Source organism: Candidatus Babeliales bacterium (assembly GCA_035455925.1).
Taxonomy (GTDB): domain Bacteria; phylum Babelota; class Babeliae; order Babelales; family Vermiphilaceae; genus SOIL31.
The window spans coordinates 1-16,296 of sequence record DATIEE010000007.1; the positions used below are offsets into that span (position 1 = coordinate 1).

Annotated in this window: 14 protein-coding genes; 9 read left to right on the forward strand and 5 right to left on the reverse strand. The window is 31.8% G+C overall.

What is annotated here, in order from left to right; all coding sequences use genetic code 11:
- On the forward strand, nt 1–985 hold a 985-nt coding region (locus VLB80_01400), incomplete at its 5' end, for an ankyrin repeat domain-containing protein (protein HSC24857.1).
- Between the two features lie 250 nt (nt 986–1,235).
- Here the strand turns inward: VLB80_01400 and VLB80_01405 are convergent.
- Nucleotides 1,236–1,682, reverse strand: coding sequence for a hypothetical protein (locus tag VLB80_01405; protein HSC24858.1), 447 nt, complete (start codon nt 1,680–1,682; stop codon nt 1,236–1,238).
- 265 nt (nt 1,683–1,947) lie between these two features.
- Between VLB80_01405 and VLB80_01410 the strand changes: the two genes are divergently transcribed.
- Both VLB80_01410 and dnaA read left to right on the forward strand, forming a co-directional pair.
- Nucleotides 1,948–3,093, forward strand: coding sequence for an N-acetylmuramoyl-L-alanine amidase (locus VLB80_01410; protein HSC24859.1), 1,146 nt, complete (start codon nt 1,948–1,950; stop codon nt 3,091–3,093).
- A 118-nt stretch (nt 3,094–3,211) separates the two neighbouring features.
- Entirely contained in the window at nt 3,212–4,630 is a 1,419-nt protein-coding gene (gene dnaA / locus VLB80_01415) for a chromosomal replication initiator protein DnaA (protein ID HSC24860.1), read from the forward strand.
- 1 nt (nt 4,631) lies between these two features.
- Here dnaA and VLB80_01420 read toward each other — a convergent pair whose 3' ends face one another.
- Nucleotides 4,632–5,696, reverse strand: coding sequence for a hypothetical protein (locus VLB80_01420; GenBank protein HSC24861.1), 1,065 nt, complete (start codon nt 5,694–5,696; stop codon nt 4,632–4,634).
- A gap of 298 nt (nt 5,697–5,994) precedes the next feature.
- Between VLB80_01420 and VLB80_01425 the strand changes: the two genes are divergently transcribed.
- Nucleotides 5,995–6,531: a hypothetical protein gene (locus VLB80_01425; protein HSC24862.1), complete on the forward strand. Its 537-nt coding sequence runs from the start codon at nt 5,995–5,997 to the stop codon at nt 6,529–6,531.
- An 8-nt stretch (nt 6,532–6,539) separates the two neighbouring features.
- On the opposite strand, the gene pgk is transcribed toward VLB80_01425, so the two are convergent.
- Both pgk and VLB80_01435 read right to left on the reverse strand, forming a co-directional pair.
- On the reverse strand, nt 6,540–7,709 hold the full coding sequence (pgk, locus tag VLB80_01430; protein ID HSC24863.1) for a phosphoglycerate kinase: 1,170 nt from the start codon (nt 7,707–7,709) through the stop codon (nt 6,540–6,542).
- A gap of 4 nt (nt 7,710–7,713) precedes the next feature.
- Nucleotides 7,714–8,952 (reverse strand): FtsX-like permease family protein, encoded by a 1,239-nt coding sequence (locus tag VLB80_01435; protein HSC24864.1) that lies wholly within the window; start codon nt 8,950–8,952, stop codon nt 7,714–7,716.
- A gap of 85 nt (nt 8,953–9,037) precedes the next feature.
- On the opposite strand from VLB80_01435, the gene VLB80_01440 reads away from it, so the two are divergent.
- Both VLB80_01440 and VLB80_01445 read left to right on the forward strand, forming a co-directional pair.
- Complete coding sequence (locus VLB80_01440) at nt 9,038–9,661, forward strand: hypothetical protein (protein ID HSC24865.1); 624 nt, start codon at nt 9,038–9,040, stop codon at nt 9,659–9,661.
- A gap of 24 nt (nt 9,662–9,685) precedes the next feature.
- Nucleotides 9,686–10,108 carry an RpiB/LacA/LacB family sugar-phosphate isomerase gene (locus tag VLB80_01445; protein ID HSC24866.1) on the forward strand — a complete coding sequence of 141 codons (423 nt, stop codon included), beginning with the start codon at nt 9,686–9,688 and terminating at the stop codon, nt 10,106–10,108.
- A gap of 75 nt (nt 10,109–10,183) precedes the next feature.
- Here the strand turns inward: VLB80_01445 and VLB80_01450 are convergent, their stop codons facing one another.
- Nucleotides 10,184–12,748, reverse strand: a complete 2,565-nt coding sequence (locus tag VLB80_01450; GenBank protein HSC24867.1) for an AAA family ATPase — start codon at nt 12,746–12,748, stop codon at nt 10,184–10,186.
- Between the two features lie 261 nt (nt 12,749–13,009).
- Between VLB80_01450 and VLB80_01455 the strand changes: the two genes are divergently transcribed.
- The 3 genes from VLB80_01455 (at nt 13,010) to VLB80_01465 (ending at nt 16,283) form a co-directional block, all read left to right on the forward strand.
- The gene (locus VLB80_01455) at nt 13,010–14,104 is read left to right on the forward strand and encodes an alpha/beta fold hydrolase (protein HSC24868.1); all 1,095 of its coding nucleotides are present in this window, start codon (nt 13,010–13,012) and stop codon (nt 14,102–14,104) included.
- Nucleotides 14,105–14,134: 30 nt separating this feature from the next.
- A complete protein-coding gene (locus tag VLB80_01460; GenBank protein HSC24869.1) occupies nt 14,135–14,698 on the forward strand; it encodes a thioredoxin domain-containing protein in 564 nt (187 codons plus the stop codon).
- A 70-nt stretch (nt 14,699–14,768) separates the two neighbouring features.
- On the forward strand, nt 14,769–16,283 hold the full coding sequence (locus VLB80_01465; protein HSC24870.1) for a leucyl aminopeptidase: 1,515 nt from the start codon (nt 14,769–14,771) through the stop codon (nt 16,281–16,283).
- The last annotated feature ends 13 nt before the right edge of the window (nt 16,284–16,296 follow it).

Sequence of the window (16,296 nt, forward strand, 5' to 3'; positions counted from 1 at the left end):
ACAGATAAAAATGAAAAAAAAAAAAATAGAAATATATTCTGGATTAACATCTTTTAAAATATCATATGACAGAAAAATAAAATTCCTAAAGTTTGAAGATTACTTTCAACTAACAGGTGAACAGGCACTTAAACAAGGAGGAGCTAATGTAGATTGGTATTTTTTGTCATGTTTAGAAAACAATAATAATGTCTTAGCAAGAAAAATATTTTCAATGCATAAGGATTATGATTATTTTAATTCTGCATCTTTTAAAATGCTTCAACCTATTTGTAAGTGTAATGATTTTAATTTATTATATGATTTTTTATTGAATGTAAATGGTGGTATTAATTTTCAAGACGAATGTAAAAAAACAGCTCTTGAGTATGCATGTGAATATAACAACCTTAAGTTAGTAAAATTTTTAATAAAAGAAGGAGCTGCTATTGGTCCTTTTATTTTCCATCGAGCGTGTCAGTATGGTTCAATTGAGTTGGTGAATTTTTTATTTCCCTATATAAAAAATATTAATATTATTGATCAGTATGGACGTACGCCAATTGATCATGCCTGCGCAAACAGTAAGGAAGATATAATATTATCTTTATTAAAGCATTATGATAAAAATAATATTTTAAAACAATTGTGTCTTACTGAAAATAGTTCCGTAATAATTGAGTTATTTAACAAAGAAACTTTTGATATTAATACTGTTGATCAACAGGGTAAAACATTGTTCAATTATATGTTAGCGCTGGGTAACTCCAGTGCTTTGCATGTTATCATAAAATTATTTTTAACTAAAAATAAGTATATTGATGTTTGCGAGAATCATATTAGTAAACAATCTGAATTGACGTTTTATCAAGGGTTATTAAAGCAATATCCTAACTCTTTTAGAAATATAGTGATTGATAGAAGATTTTCTTTATATGATACAGTTTTTATAGTAGTAAACGTATTTATTGTAATGTATTTAGGCTTTTTACGAAATATTTTTTAACTAATGATTAAAACGTTAGATATTGTTATTGGTATCATTATATAATTAATATATTAGGTATATTTTTTTCGTACTGTTAATTGAATGAAAAAGAAAAATAGCAGACAAAAAGGACAAAATATTTTTTTATTCATAATGATAATTATATGAAATAGTATCAGAAGGAGCAATTTATCGCTTACTATAGAAACATAATAAGGACTTGAAGTATGTATTCAAAGCCCTTATTAAATTTTTAAATTATAAAATGTTATTTGTTATTTTGTTTTTTTATAAAATTTATTAATTCATTTGCCTCTTGTAATTGCATAATTTGGTGATAGGTAAGATTACCATTTCCTGCTTCAATAGCTTCAATGCAATGTGATTGATAGTATGTTAAAGATGATGATAAAACATTACAATTATAACACTCAGTTTCAGTGCTTTTTTTGCTCACAGCATCAATGTAACGGTCGATTAATTCCTTTGCTTTTGTTACATTCATTGCATGCATTGTTATTATCACAATACTTTTATTATTTCTAAAATTACTGTCATTTTCCTCATTCTTTTCCTTGTCGCAGTCATTAATTAGATTGTTTAGTGCGATTTCAGCGTATTTTTTTTTGTCTTCGAGTGTTAATTCTGCGTTAGCAGAAAAATATGAGCCAAGCATTATGATTATCAACAAAGACATTATTTTTGAACTATTCATAAAAATTTCCTGTGTAACATGTTTTTACTATACCAATAGTAGCCTTATAAATTTTACCAAATGGAATTAAGTGCGTCAAATTGATTTCATTTATGATACTTTTTTAAAAAATATAGAAATAAAACCAAATGTTAAATAATTCAATTAATTATTTAACATCGATATATTTTAATACATTATTGACTATTTGATATTTCAAATGCTAATCTTTTAGCAGAAAAAGTGGTTAATTGATGAAGTAACAGTCATAGCTAAGGAGAATGAAATGAGTAAAATAATAGATCAATTTTTAGTTCCGCTGTTTGTAGTAATAAGTATATTGTATGTATTTAACTCATTAGGCAATGATTGTATCAAGCTAAATAAAATTTATCATCATACAACTGATAATGATATGCTCTTTGAAAAGGGCAATTTGTCGTTTTATTTTTCAGGCGATCCGCAAATGCAGGAAATAAAAAATAAAGATGGCAGTAATTCATTGTCTATATTTTTTTTACCAAAGGTAATGATTAGCAAAGGAGAGTGTGAAGCAATGGTTGGTAAGCTTAATAGTTATAATGGTTGTTATAAAGTAGCGATTACAGAAACGGTAGAGCCAGCTAAAGGAATTTTATTAACTTTTAATTTTGATCATAATAAATTTGCAGTTAGCTGTGAACGATTTGATTCTATTGGGTTACAAAAAGGAATTGTGTTTAGATTGTATGATAAAGATCTTATAAAGCGGCTTGAACAAGTTAGTAATCAGCCGGTTTTGCGTACTTTATGGCATACAGGTAAGTCGCCACGCATTGTTATTGATCCAGGACATGGCGGTTTTGATTCAGGTGCTGTAGGGTGCGGTGGTATTCAAGAAAAAAAAATTTGTTTATCGATTGGCACTATTGTTAGTAGTTTGTTAAAGGAGCATGGATGTGATGTTATTATGACTCGAAATGGTGATTTTGATAGAGCATTAGATGAGCGTACATCATATGCTAACAATAATAATGCCGATTTTTTTGTTTCTATTCATGCGAATTATTCAACTCGTTCAGAGGTTATGGGTATCGAAACTTTTTGTTTACAGCCACATCTTTTAACACACTATTTTTCTCAGCTATCGAAAGATGAAAATAATTTTATTAATCGGATTAGAAAGCAGCGTGCTAGTACTGCTCATACGCTAGCGCAGTCAGTGCAACAACATCTGTGTGATGCGGCCTTACATTTTAATGATGAATTAATTAATCGTAAAGTAAAATATGCTGTTTGCCAGGTTCTGCTTGGCGCTCAAATACCGTCAATACTTATTGAAGTTGGTTTTATTTCACATCAAAAAGAAGCTATACTATTGGCAAGCATGGAATATCAAAATAGTATTGCACACAGTATTTGCAAAGGTATTTTTGCCGCTATTCATTCTTAATTATTTTTTTGAAAAATTTTTATTTTTTCATTGTTGCTTATTAAAAAAGGTGGTACGATACAATTTTAGTTGAAGCCTTTTTATTATATGTCTATTTTATTAGGTTACTATGGATGTAATGCATTTTATTTGGGAAGATTTTTTAAAAATTGTTAAAGAAGAGCTAGGTAGCCGTGTTGTAGAGACATGGTTTAAGGCTGTTGTAATGACCAAGTGGGATGCAATGGAAAAAGTTATTTACTTGCAAACACCTAATGTATTTGTTTGTAATTGGCTTGAAAAAAATTATCGAAATATTTTTCAAACACATCTCGGGCGATTGCTTAATGTTGTTGATCCAAAAGTTATATTTTTGACAGCATCTCCAAAAAAAAATGATAATCTATCTCTTACGGGTAGTGAAAAGGAGATTCGTGTTGGCGATAGTAAAAATGCAGAGATACAAACTTATCGGCCAGCCCATATAATTTCATCAGGATCAAAAAAAGAGTTAATTATTTCTAAGTTATCTGAACGTTACGGTCATATTAATAAAAAGTATTTATTTGAAGCATTTGTTGTTGGACCCAGTAATTCTTTAGCATATGCAGCTGCATATGCGGTTGCTCAAAAAACTGGAGACCTGTATAATCCATTGTTTATTTATGGAGGGTCTGGCCTTGGAAAAACTCATTTATTGCATGCGATTGGTAATGCGATACAGGCACATAACAAAAAAGCTCTTGTCCTTTATCAAACAGCAGATCGATTTGTAAGTGAATTTATTAATGCGATTAGGTTTGACAAAATAGATCGTTTTCAAAAAAAATATCAGTTAATTGATGTATTATTAATTGATGATATTCAATTTATTTCTAATAAAGAAACAACGCAAGAAGCATTTTTTCATATATTTAATTCATTATATGATGCTCGAAAACAAATTGTATTTTCAAGTGATACGTTTCCCCAAAATATTAATGGTATTGTGGAGCGACTACGATCACGATTATCCTCAGGCATGATTGCAGATATTCATCAACCGTGTATAGAAGTTAAAACAGCTATATTAAAAAGAAAAGCTGAAGCAAGTGGAGAGATATTGAGTGATGAAGTAGCGCATTTTCTTGCATCATATGTGACTTCTAATATTAGAGAGTTAGAAGGAGCATTAATACGTGTTATGGCATTTGCACAGTTAACAAAAGAGCCAATTAGTCTAGCTTTAGTACAGAAAGTTTTTTTTCATGATGAATGTTTAGAAAAAGAGTTAGTTGATTTTAAGACAGTTATTAAGGCTGTAGTAAAACACTTTCCTTATTCATTAGATGAACTTAGATCGGGGAATAGAAATAAAGAATTGGTGCTGGCTAGGCAAGTTACTATGTATATTATGAAAAAAAATACTGATAAATCATTGCGCGAAATTGGTACTTATCTTGGTGATCGCAACCATACAACGGTAAAGCATGCTCTTTCAAGAATAGAATATTACATCAATGGTAATGCAAAATTACAACGACAAATTAACGCAATAGAGAAAGAGTTTGAGCGTTAATTTACCATTTTAATGCATAAGGGTTAATTTTACATTGAGCTTCACGACGATCGTTTTTAGTTTGTAAGAAGGCATCTTGAAAATATTTTGCCCCGAGGTAAAGATACCATTCAAGGTGATTGTTAAAAAATGGTTCTTCTTGTAATCCCACGATTGAAGGAAAATGCTCTGTATCTACTATGCTTATATAATAATCATTGATTTTTGGTTGATATTTAATAACAAAATTATCAGCGTGAGGATCAACGAATAAATGAAGATCCATACAGAGTTCCATGATTAGTTCGCTTTTTTGTTGAGATGACAAAAGTGGGGCATCTTCAGTTGTATCAATAGCATCTGCAATGATGGCATACACACTTGGCATGAGGGTTGAAATTTCTTTTTTTTCTCCACCTATATTGTATCCATTTATTTGAATAAAACGATGTTTTTTAGGAATCCAATACCATTTGCGAGGTGTTATTACCTTGTTTTTCCAGCGTGTACTATTGTCAATTTGATTTTTTACTAATTCAAGATTTCTGATGCGCGTGAGCCCTGCAATGTGACGATTCATACCTCCTGACATATAGAAGAAGAATTGATTTTCAAATCCTTTACAATAAGGATCTATAAATGAAGTTGGCGTTTCCATAAACAACTTAAGTACAAAGGGATAATTTTTAAATTTTAAGATAAGTAAGCCACATTGCTTTTTATGGTTAAAATTTGAATTTTTTAATATATCAAAATGCGTATATTGTCGTTTTTGTTTTTTAACCTCTTTTAATAGTTTCTCAATGATATTATTAAGAGTTTGACAATCAACAAATTCATTCTGTTTGTTAGTGTAATTAATCACATCATTTGGCAAAATATTTTTATAGAAATATTCGTGATTAAAAACAGTAAACATTGGATATGCTTTATATGCCCAATTTGTGCGTGATATTTTCTTTTTTGAATTTTTCCAACCAATTGTTATTTTTGGTATATCTTTGTCTTTTTTTCTAAAATGACTACGTCCTATGATGTCTGACGAAAAAATTAAAAAAGCAAAAATTGATATAATTACTTTTTTCATGATTTATATTCTTATTATTTAATTTACATTAGGTGAATATATTTATTTTAGCATAAAAAAAGAGAAAAGGCTTCTTTGGGATGTTACTATTTAAATATTTTACAAACAAGAAAATATTTAAATAGTAACATATTTTATAATTCAATTTGTATTGTTGTGTTATTGTTTGTAAATATTGCGTATAAAAATTAAGGTATGATAAGATATTGTAAACGGAATTTGAGAGTAGTTGCAGTTAAGGATAAGGTGGGGTATGTTGGAAAAGAGAGTAGTAGGAAGATGATGACAAGGAGTAGTAATGAAGCCAGAAATGATATTGTTTCGAAATCTTCAAATTGCTGATAGATTACGGCGTTTGCCCAGAAAAATGTTGCAGCTCCATGGAATGGATAATGTAACCGATTTTGTTTTGCACGAACTTTGTAGTACAAATTGTTTTAATATTCCTAAGGCAGCTTATTTTATTGATAATCCTGCCTTTAATTGTTTGAAAGGTGTGGTTGGCGTATCAGATGTTGAACTTCAAGGTATGGGCGATATCTGGGCTAGTCCTGATTATTTTATTCAAACAATATCGCAATCGCCTTTCAATCAGAAAGTGCGATCATTTGCATGTGAAAGTCGTAAAAATCGTGGGCATTCTGAAGAGGATATGGCAAAAGTAATTGCGGATGAGCTAGGACTTAAGGATTATGGTTTTTATTCTTGGGATATGAAGCATGATAATCATGGTTTTTTAGTATGCGAAAAAAATAATAATCAAGAAATTGATCATCCACAGGAGGATGTCATGGTTGATGGACTTTGTTTATTGAGTTTTTGTCCGGTGTATTAATTTTTTAATTAATATTCCTCAAAAGGGGCTAGTCCGGGTAGCGGTATATCGCTAAGATATGCTAATGCAGCTCCTCCCCCGCTGGAAAGATGACTTATTGAACGATAGTTTTTTGTGCTTAAGGCAATGTCGATAGAATCACCTCCAGCAACAACAGTCTCTGCTGAGGATTTTGTCATTGCATCGATAATATCTTTAGCGCTTTGACGTGTTTCTGGCCTATCTGAAAATCCCATTGCGCAATTAAAAAGTATAGTTTTTGCGTTATTAATTTCTTTTGAAAAGTATTCAACGGTTTTTGGGCCAATAGATATGCCAATTAAGTTATGAGAAAATTGCGCCGCCGAAACAATTGAAAGTTTTTCATTAATAGAGTTATGAGTAACTTGATAGTCAAGTGGGAATTGTAATGACACATTTCGTTGTTCTGCTTCTAGGATTATTTTTTTACAGAGAGAAAGTGTTGAATTGTTAACAAGAGATTGTCCAGTTTCATGGCCCAATGATTTTAAAAATGAAAAGCAGATAGCAGGGCATAGTAAGAGTGCATCAATATTTTTTAATAAATTATGCAGAAGAGGAATTTTATCTTCTACTTTGCCACCACCAATAATTGCGATGAACGGATGAGATGGATTGTCTTTCAGCTTATTTAATGCACGTAATTCTTTTTCTATTAAAAACCCTATACTTCGTTTGTTTTCAGAAAATTCGTATGGTAATAAAGAAGTCGAGCAGTCGCTACGATGAATTGTGCCAAATGCATCATTAATATAATAATCTGCTGTAGATGCAAGTTGCTTTGCAAATAATGGATCTCCGTTTTTTTCACCAGGAAAGAAACGGAGATTTTCTAGAAGAATAATTTGTCTGGGCGTTACCTTCATGGTGGAAATAGTAGAAATATCTGGAATAAAAATTAGTGAATATCCATGCTTTTCAAACCATGGAAGAAGTATTTTAGTAGAAAAATTAGATTCTTTATGTATCGGTCGTCCAATATGTGTTGCTAAAACGATGCTACCTTCTTGCTTGAGAATGAAATCTATGGTTGGCAGTATACTTTTAAGGCGAAATTCATTGGTAATTATAGTATCATTTAATGTAACATTTAAATCAGCACGTACAAAAATGCGTTTATTTTTAATTATCCATTGTGTAAAAGTTGAATGATACATTACTTTATCCTTCAAATCGTAAAACATGAGAAATATTAATGTTTCTGATACGTCGTATAGGTAATAGGGTTGCGCATGTGCTTAATATAATAACAAGACAAAATACAGCGCATACAATTTCTAAGGTCATCGCGACCGGTAATTGATTGACGTAATAACTATCTGGCAATGTAATAAAGGGATAATGTTTTAAAAGTAAACTTACAAGGACTGCTGCTAGTAGACCAAAAAATGATGCCATGCAACTAATAATTAGTCCTATAATAAAAAAAATTAGACTAATTGATTGATGCGACATTCCAATAGCTCTCATTAGTGCAATATCGGAACGTTTTTGTGTTATTTGCATAAATAGTAGTGAAATAATGTTCATGCTTGCAACAAGTAAGATAAGAGCAAGAATAAAAAATGAGACATATTTTTCAAGTTTTAAGGTTGCAACAAGAGATGGGTAGAGTTTTTTCCATGAATAAACGTTTATGCCAAGGCGATTATGTAACTTTCGTATGATAACTGCCTCGTCAGCTATGGGAGAAAGTGCGATATTTATTTGTTCGATTTCCATATTAGGAAATAGTTCTTCTAAAAATGAAAGCGAACAGTACATGACAGAATTATCAAATTCATCTATTCCTGTATCAAAAATACCACTGATAACAGCTGTTTGTGAGTCAAGGATAACTTTGTTTCTTTTTATTTGTTCATTTCGCATGTAGAGAAGTTCTATTGTGTCTCCAATTGCAATATTGTTGTTATGTGCTAATTCTTTACCAATAATTAATTGATTATCATTAAATAATTGAGGAAACGTCATCGCATGAGGGTTGGCGATTATTTTGTTTGCTAATGTGGTTGTGTATTGTTCTGTTTCGGGGTTAATTCCTTTAATAATCGCTATAATGGGGGTGGTGTCTGATGCATCATTGTTTGCATGCAAAAGCACGTGGTGGCTAGCCATAGGAGAAAGCGAGATGATCTCTGGAAATTCTTTGCGTAATATATGCGTGAGAACTTCTATATTAATATCATTATTATGTGTCTCCATGATAATGTTAGAATGAACTCCTTGCATTTTTTCATGTATTACTACTTCAAAACCATTCATGATAGCGGTAATAAGTGCTAAGGAAAATGATCCAATAAAAATACCAATAAAACAGATGGAGGTCATAATGGAAATATTTTTGTGATAGGGGTGTGTGAATAATATGCGTCGAGCTAAAAAAAATGCAATCATGTTCATTAATGTTCAACCTTTGCTCTTGTAAAGAATTATTGTTTTAATTAGGATACTAGTAACATTAAAGGTTACAAATTAAAAGGAAAATATGAAAATATTAATGAAATTTTCTTCATGGCATACTATTATAGTGATGATATTGATGTTGCCTGGTTGCGGCAGAATTGTTGATTGGGGAAAAAAGACATTTATTCAAGCACCGTTGCTACCTACAAGTATTACTACGGCTCAAAAATACATTCGTTCAGTTACCTTATATGACCAATTAACAACGCGTGCACGCTTTGATGTTTTATGGTTATCAAATGAAGTGCGTATTGATTATGTTAATTTATATGCATTAAAATTTGGAAAAACTGAAGAGCAGAAAAAAACTTTTTTGCGAAGACAGCTGGAGGAGAATAACCATTTTATATCCTTTTATGTGTTAAGTTTACATGAATATCCATTGGGCGATATACATAGTGAATGGACATTGTTTTTGGCCATTGACGACAAATATTATACACCAATTGAAATTAAATCAGTAGATCTTTCTCCGGAATATAAGCATATCTTTGGTAAAAAATATAATAAGTTTAAAGTGGCATATAGTGTGAAATTTGATGCAAAAAATATTAATGATCAGTTTTTAATTACACCAACAACAAAAAACATAACTCTTCATTGTAGATCCTTAGCCGCCGATGTAATGTTTGATTGGGAGGTTTGAGTAATAAAAAAATGGAGATTAGTTATGAAAATTGCTATTGGTACAGATCATCGGGGGTTTTTGCATAAGGAATTTATCAAAAAACATATAACATCAATTGAATGGATAGATGTTGGTGCCTATAATCAAGACCGTACAGATTATCCTTTATACGCCGATAAAGTAGTTAATTGTATCATAAATAAGGTAGCTTGTGCAGGTATTTTAATATGTAGCTCTGGGGGGGGCATGGCAATTGCTGCAAATAGACATAAGTATATTTATGCAGTAGTTGCATGGAATAAAGAGATTGCACGACAATGTAAACAAGAAGATAATGCAAATATTTTAGTTTTACCATCAGATTTTATTTCATATGATGATGCAGTTGAAATGATTCATGAGTGGCTTATGCAGACATTTAAAGAAGGTCGTTATGCACAGCGTATTGCAATGATTGATGAATAAATAAGACGGCAAAAATAATTAAAAAGGATAAGGCACTAAATCTAGTAGCCTTATCCTTTTTAATATCAATAGTATCTATGCTGCAGGGCTGAGCGTTTCTTTTAATGCTTCAGGCGCAATATTTTCCGTTAATGCTTCTGTTATTACTTCTAGTGTTTTACCTTCAGTTTTATCAATAATTGTTTGTACTTCTTGACTAGTCATAATGCGTTTGACTATTAATTCTTCAACAAGAGCTTCTAGTGATTTTTTATGTTCTTGTAGAATTTTCATAGCATCTTCATGGCATTGTTTTAATAGAGTATACGCTTTTGTTTTTAGCTCTTGAACGACTGATTTTGGTAATGATTGATGATTAAGTCCACCAAAAACAAGATCCTCAATGAGTTTTAATGCGCGTTCGCTATCGCCACTATGACAGGTAAATCCGCATGATCCGAGTAACAGTTCTTCAGCCGCAAATCCAGCAATAAGAGCTGTAGCTTCACGGATTATTTCAGGTTGGGTATGCACATTAATAGAATCATTTGATATTTTGGATGTTATATAGCCGTATTCTATTTTTTGTTGTTTATCTTTTTCATCCTTTTTTGCATAGTGCTCCCAAACACCTTCTTCTTTTAGATCTGTTTTATGGGCATAAATAGTTACTTTATCAAGCTGTACATGGCTTTTCAGTAGTGTCATGGCTAGCGCTCTTCCTGCAAAGTGTATTGCAAGAAGACGTGTTTCATTTTCTGGTAACGTCTTACCGTCAGATGTAATAATATTATGTATTTCAGTATCAATACTGTTCTCAAGTAATGTTTGGGTTAGCGAAGTACGGTTAAGCCATGATCGTGTCATTGCATTGTTTATAACTGCTTTTAACGCTTCAAATGTTTTATTATTTGTTTTATCAGCAAGAGCCTCAATATCAAATTGCGTTATATCAAGGGCCATATTAGTTAATTCTCGCGTTATATATTGTATGCGGTATTCTCGTGAAGGGTAATCGAAACGAATTTCTTTACCGAAACGACCATCCTGTCGCAATGCGCCATCTATGTTTTCAGGTTTGTTTGTAGCAGCTATTATGATAACCACTTTAGATGGATCAGCATTCATAGAGCTTTGCATTGCCGTAAGAAAATCGCTTAGAAGAGCGTTGTTACCAACACGTTGTAATCCAAGTAAGTCGATTTCATCAATAAATACGATGGCAGGTGCATCTCGTAGAATAATTTCAAGAATTGCTTTAATACCAAAATGGTTAACTTGAGCAGCACTTATTTCAAAAAATTTAGGGATATTTCCTTTACCGCGTTTTTCCATTATATACTTTATTTCACCGCAAAGACATTGAACACTAAATGATTTTCCGGTACGAGAAGGACCCGTAAGCAACCAGCCTTTTTCCGGTGTAGCCTGAATACGCATAAGTTGTTCAGGATTATCAATATATTGTATAATTGGATAAAATGCTTTTTTAACTTCATCAAGGCCAACCATATCTTTAAATCTAACGGTTGGCATAATTTCTGTAATGCCAGGTTTATGTGTTTTAAGATACTCACCACCACGAAGAAAATTCCATGTATCGTTTCTATGTTTGACTAATACAGGTTTGATGCTATTGGTCCATGTTTCTTTAAATGAAGTGAACAAGTATGTAGCTGCAAATGCGCCAAGCGGTTGGTGATGCAATAATAGTTCTTTTAATACATAATCAATGCAAGCTCTGCCACTGGCATTTGTTGGGAATGGTTGTTTGAGTTGTTTAGTTGTAGCGTCCTTGCTTGGTACTTTTGTAACTCCATTTACAACTACTAAAGCACCAGTATGTTTGCTTTGAACTAATGGGCCTTTGTTATCCTTATATAATTCTTTAATGCCATTAGTAAGCCATTTCGGCAGGTCATCACGGTCTTTAATAAGGTAACCATAACTCCATAGCATATATGAAATGGATAAGGCAGCCCCTCCTCCATAAAATAATATGGTCGGTATATGCCATTTATTTGCTGGTATAACTATTTTTCTATCAACACCACGAGCTAATCTATTGTACCAGGTGAGGCCTATATTGGTAACAGTATGATTAAGTATTTTTAGTGCGAGCTGTGTTTTTTTAAGGTTTCTCTTAAGCGAGTCTGGATGAAGATGTTGCATATTAGATCGTGTTCTGTTTTTATTGATAGATATAAGAAACTGAGTCATATTAAATGACTTTATATTTTTAAAATTATTTTTTATGTGATTATTTAGATAAGGAATAAATTCATTGCAGAACTCTAGCAATAAATAGGCATATTCTAAATATGCTTTTGGATCTTTAAGAGCTATTATTGTTGCTTGGTTTTGTAATAAGTAATTAAGAGTTCGTTTGTTTTCGGTGAGTGTTTCCATTATTTTAGAGTGATTTGTAAATTTTCCTTTAGCAACTATGATAGCAAGTTCTGTCAATTTATTTTCAATTTTTTGTAAGGCATTGAAAGATTTACTTAAAATAATTTCAGTTAATTCAGTAATTTGGGCGATTTGTTCTTGTTCAGAGGCACTTAATGAACTGGTTTTTTGTTGATCTGTATTTGCTTGAATAATCATGTCATATGATAATGCGCATGATAGCATTAGTAGAAGTATTTTTAGTTGTTTCATAACGTATTGCTTTCATTTTTATGAGATAACGTATTTTCAGTAGTAATTATTATTACTATAAAAGTTAACATTTTTTTTTAGTTTTGGAAAGCATACCCTGGTAAATAAGTCTAATTTATAAGGATTTTTTACTAAAAACATCTATTTTTTGCTGTAAGTTTGCATTTTTTTAATTTCAACTTAATAAAAACATTGCAAACTGCAAATTTTAACTGGTATGCTAGGGGTAGTAAAAAAATTATATTAGATTGGGAGATGGTAATGTTTTCGCTCAAATTTACCAAAAAAGACGTAATAAAAAGTTCTTTTTTCTTTATGGTTGTTTTTGTATGTTTTTTTTGTAGAGAAATTTTTTGTGAAGATATGGAAAATATTATGTGTGATAATGCTCAAAATAATATTTATGGAGCTGTTCTTGAGGAAAAAACTAAAACAGCTAATGGATTGATTGTTGAACGTGTTATTGTGCATTCACAAGAGGCATATGATTCCACTAAAAAGATTACTCGTAATGGCGTTTTAGCTCGAAATAATGAAGCACAAGCTACTATCTTAATATGTCATGGATTTATGTGTGATAAATATGATGTTGGTATATTAAGAAAGGTATTTAAAAAAAGTCAGTTTAATGTAATGACATTTGATTTTCGTGCTCATGGACAAGCAGGGCAAGGTCAATATTGTACGTTTGGGCGAGATGAAGCTTTGGATGTTATCGCAGCAGCAAGGTTTTTACGTAATCATCCTGAATTACAAAACATACCACTTTTTGCCTATGGATTTTCAATGGGAGCGGTTTCAGCTATAGAGGCTCAAGCTTTAGCATCAGATTTATTTGACGGAATGATACTTGATTGTCCTTTTGATTCAAGTGAAAGAGTTATAAAAACTGGTCTTGAAGGACTAAAGTGTTCATTCTTTGGCTATGAATTTTATTTACCTGGTAGAGATTTATTGCAAAAATATGCTTTTCATCCGTATGTACAGGCGTTGGTTAAAACTGTTTTAAAAACAGTTGCGCAAATGGATGCTACGGGAATTAATACAAATTTTTGTCCTTTACATCCAGCAGAATCAGTTAAGAACATTACTATTCCATTATTTTTTATTCATTGTAAAAACGATCAAAAAGTCTCTGTTGATCAGGTTAAATCTGTTTATGAAGGCGCTGCTGGTTATAAAAGATTATGGTTAACTAATGGTCGCCGTCATTATGATTCATATTTTTATAATCCCGAAAAATATACAGAGCAAGTTCGGCAATTTTATTATGACGTTATTAATGGTGATATTGCGACAATGCCAAAACAAGGTGTTGTGGAAGATGATGAAGATGATGATCATTTGTTTGGATAAAAAAACTATCTATAAATATAAAGGTTTTTAATGAAATTATATAATAAAAAAATGATTATATGTCTGGCTATGTTTATAGTATTTATGCCAGTGATGTTCTATGCAAAAGTAAGAACTATCGGATCATCAAGAGAGTTTGAGCAAAGCATCGCTAAAAAGAGTATGGTAGTGGTTTTATTTTATGTTAATAAGGATAGAAAGTTAATTCACATGTATGATGATGTTAGTACATATCAACCATATAATGATGCAGATATTGTTTTTCTTAAAGTGAACACTGCGCGTAAAGAGCTAAATCGTATTGCGTTGTCATACGGGATAAATGTGATGCCAACTTTTATGTTTTTTAACAATGGTAAGCCTCTTCTTGATAATGAAGGAGCGGTGGTATCATTGACAAATTTTGTTACGCGTGATGTCTTGCAGTCTTTTATAAATCAACATTATGGCGTAGAAATTGAAAATTATATTAAACAGAAAAAAAATATAGAAAATCAACGATTGGCGCAAGAAGGTGAAGCATGGAAATCATATTTTTATCCACGTGATATGGTTGTTTCGGGTTATGATCCTGCTGAGCGCTCTATGGAATAAGTCTATGTTTTTACCTTTTTTTTTGATAGTATTGTTTGCAATATTTATCACTTCATGAAGGAAAAAACATATGTTGAATATTTCGTCTTCAACACAAAATTTATTATCACAAAAAGTTGATTGTTATGCTTATATTGTTGAGAAAGATTTTGATGTTTCGCAGTTAGTTAATCTAGCAAAAAATCATTGTTCTAATTTAGCGGCTGTTATAAAACACTGCCAGTTTACCGGCAATTTGCAAGAAGTTCTATCTATACCTTACTCTACTGAGGGGCGGATTGTCCATTGTATTATTGTGGGCATCGGGAGTAAAGAGTTAAAAGGTATTAATATTGTTGAACGTTATCGTCGTGCTCTTGGGCAGCTTGTTAAAGAGGTTCGTATCTGCAAGGGGACATCGATTGCTTTTGATTGTAATATTGCATCATTATTGAATGTTTCTCATAGATATCTTGCTGAACAAATAACTATTGCGTTTAATATGGCGCAGTATTCTTTTGATGATTATATTACTGACAAAAAAATTAAGAAATCGGTATTGCGCAATGTTATTATTGTTATTGATGAACAAAATAATAGCGAGGTGCAGCAGGGAATAGCAGATGGAATGATTATTGGTAATGCGGTAAATCAAGCCCGTCATTGGGTTGATACACCACCATCAGACTTAACTCCTCAGCATTTAGTAGAAAAATCTGCTGAAGTTGCTAAGCGTAATGATTTGTTACTTACTGTATTTCATGAAAAAGAAATTATAGAAATGGGTATGGGTGGATTAGCTGCTGTTTCTCGTGGATCAGAAATTGATTGTGCGCTAATTATTCTTGAATATAAGGCTGAAGTCAAAGATGCGCCGACACTTTGTTTTGTTGGAAAAGGTATTACATTTGATTCTGGTGGCCTAAGTTTAAAGCCAGCAGATTCTATGGAAACAATGAAAGAAGATATGTCAGGTGCAGCAGCGGTTATTTCGGCTATTGATGCGCTTGCTCAATTGAAGCCACAGGTAAATATTGTTGCTATTGCACCAACATCAGAAAATTTACCAAGCGGACATGCGACAAAGCCTGGTGATATAGTGACATTTTATAATGGTAAAACTGCAGAAATTAAAAATACTGATGCAGAAGGGCGCTTGATTTTAGCTGATGCTTTGTCATACGCAGTTAAGCATTATAAGCCGGATGCGATAGTTGATTTAGCAACACTTACTGGTGCTTGTTCACGTGCACTTGGGCCAGTATATAGTGGTTTATTTAGTGAACATGAAGATCTGATTGCAAAACTATATGCAGCGAGTGATTTATCGGGAGATCGCTTATGGCAATTACCTATGGGCGATGATTATAAGAAAGCAATTACATCGACTGTTGCTGATATTTGTAATATTGGTAGCAAGCAGATAATGGCAGGAGCTTCAACTGCGGCGCATTTTTTACAATATTTTGTTGATGATAGTGTATGGGCACATATTGATATTGCCGGAACAGCATTTGATGTTCCTAATATTTCTTATTATTCTTCAGGCGGAACAGGCGTTGGAGTTCGTTTATTGGTTGCATTAGCAATGAACTGGAAAAAATAAAAAAAAATAAAAG

Coding starts and splice junctions, on each gene's coding strand:
- VLB80_01460 (HSC24869.1), top strand. CDS start 14,135: ATGAAATTATATAATAAAAAAATGATTATATGTCTGGCTATGTTTATA.
- VLB80_01450 (HSC24867.1), bottom strand. CDS start 12,748: ATGAAACAACTAAAAATACTTCTACTAATGCTATCATGCGCATTATCA.
- VLB80_01405 (HSC24858.1), bottom strand. CDS start 1,682: ATGAATAGTTCAAAAATAATGTCTTTGTTGATAATCATAATGCTTGGC.
- VLB80_01445 (HSC24866.1), top strand. CDS start 9,686: ATGAAAATTGCTATTGGTACAGATCATCGGGGGTTTTTGCATAAGGAA.
- VLB80_01425 (HSC24862.1), top strand. CDS start 5,995: ATGAAGCCAGAAATGATATTGTTTCGAAATCTTCAAATTGCTGATAGA.
- VLB80_01455 (HSC24868.1), top strand. CDS start 13,010: ATGTTTTCGCTCAAATTTACCAAAAAAGACGTAATAAAAAGTTCTTTT.
- VLB80_01420 (HSC24861.1), bottom strand. CDS start 5,696: ATGAAAAAAGTAATTATATCAATTTTTGCTTTTTTAATTTTTTCGTCA.
- pgk (HSC24863.1), bottom strand. CDS start 7,709: ATGTATCATTCAACTTTTACACAATGGATAATTAAAAATAAACGCATT.
- VLB80_01465 (HSC24870.1), top strand. CDS start 14,769: ATGTTGAATATTTCGTCTTCAACACAAAATTTATTATCACAAAAAGTT.
- VLB80_01440 (HSC24865.1), top strand. CDS start 9,038: ATGAAAATATTAATGAAATTTTCTTCATGGCATACTATTATAGTGATG.
- VLB80_01435 (HSC24864.1), bottom strand. CDS start 8,952: ATGAACATGATTGCATTTTTTTTAGCTCGACGCATATTATTCACACAC.
- dnaA (HSC24860.1), top strand. CDS start 3,212: ATGCATTTTATTTGGGAAGATTTTTTAAAAATTGTTAAAGAAGAGCTA.
- VLB80_01410 (HSC24859.1), top strand. CDS start 1,948: ATGAGTAAAATAATAGATCAATTTTTAGTTCCGCTGTTTGTAGTAATA.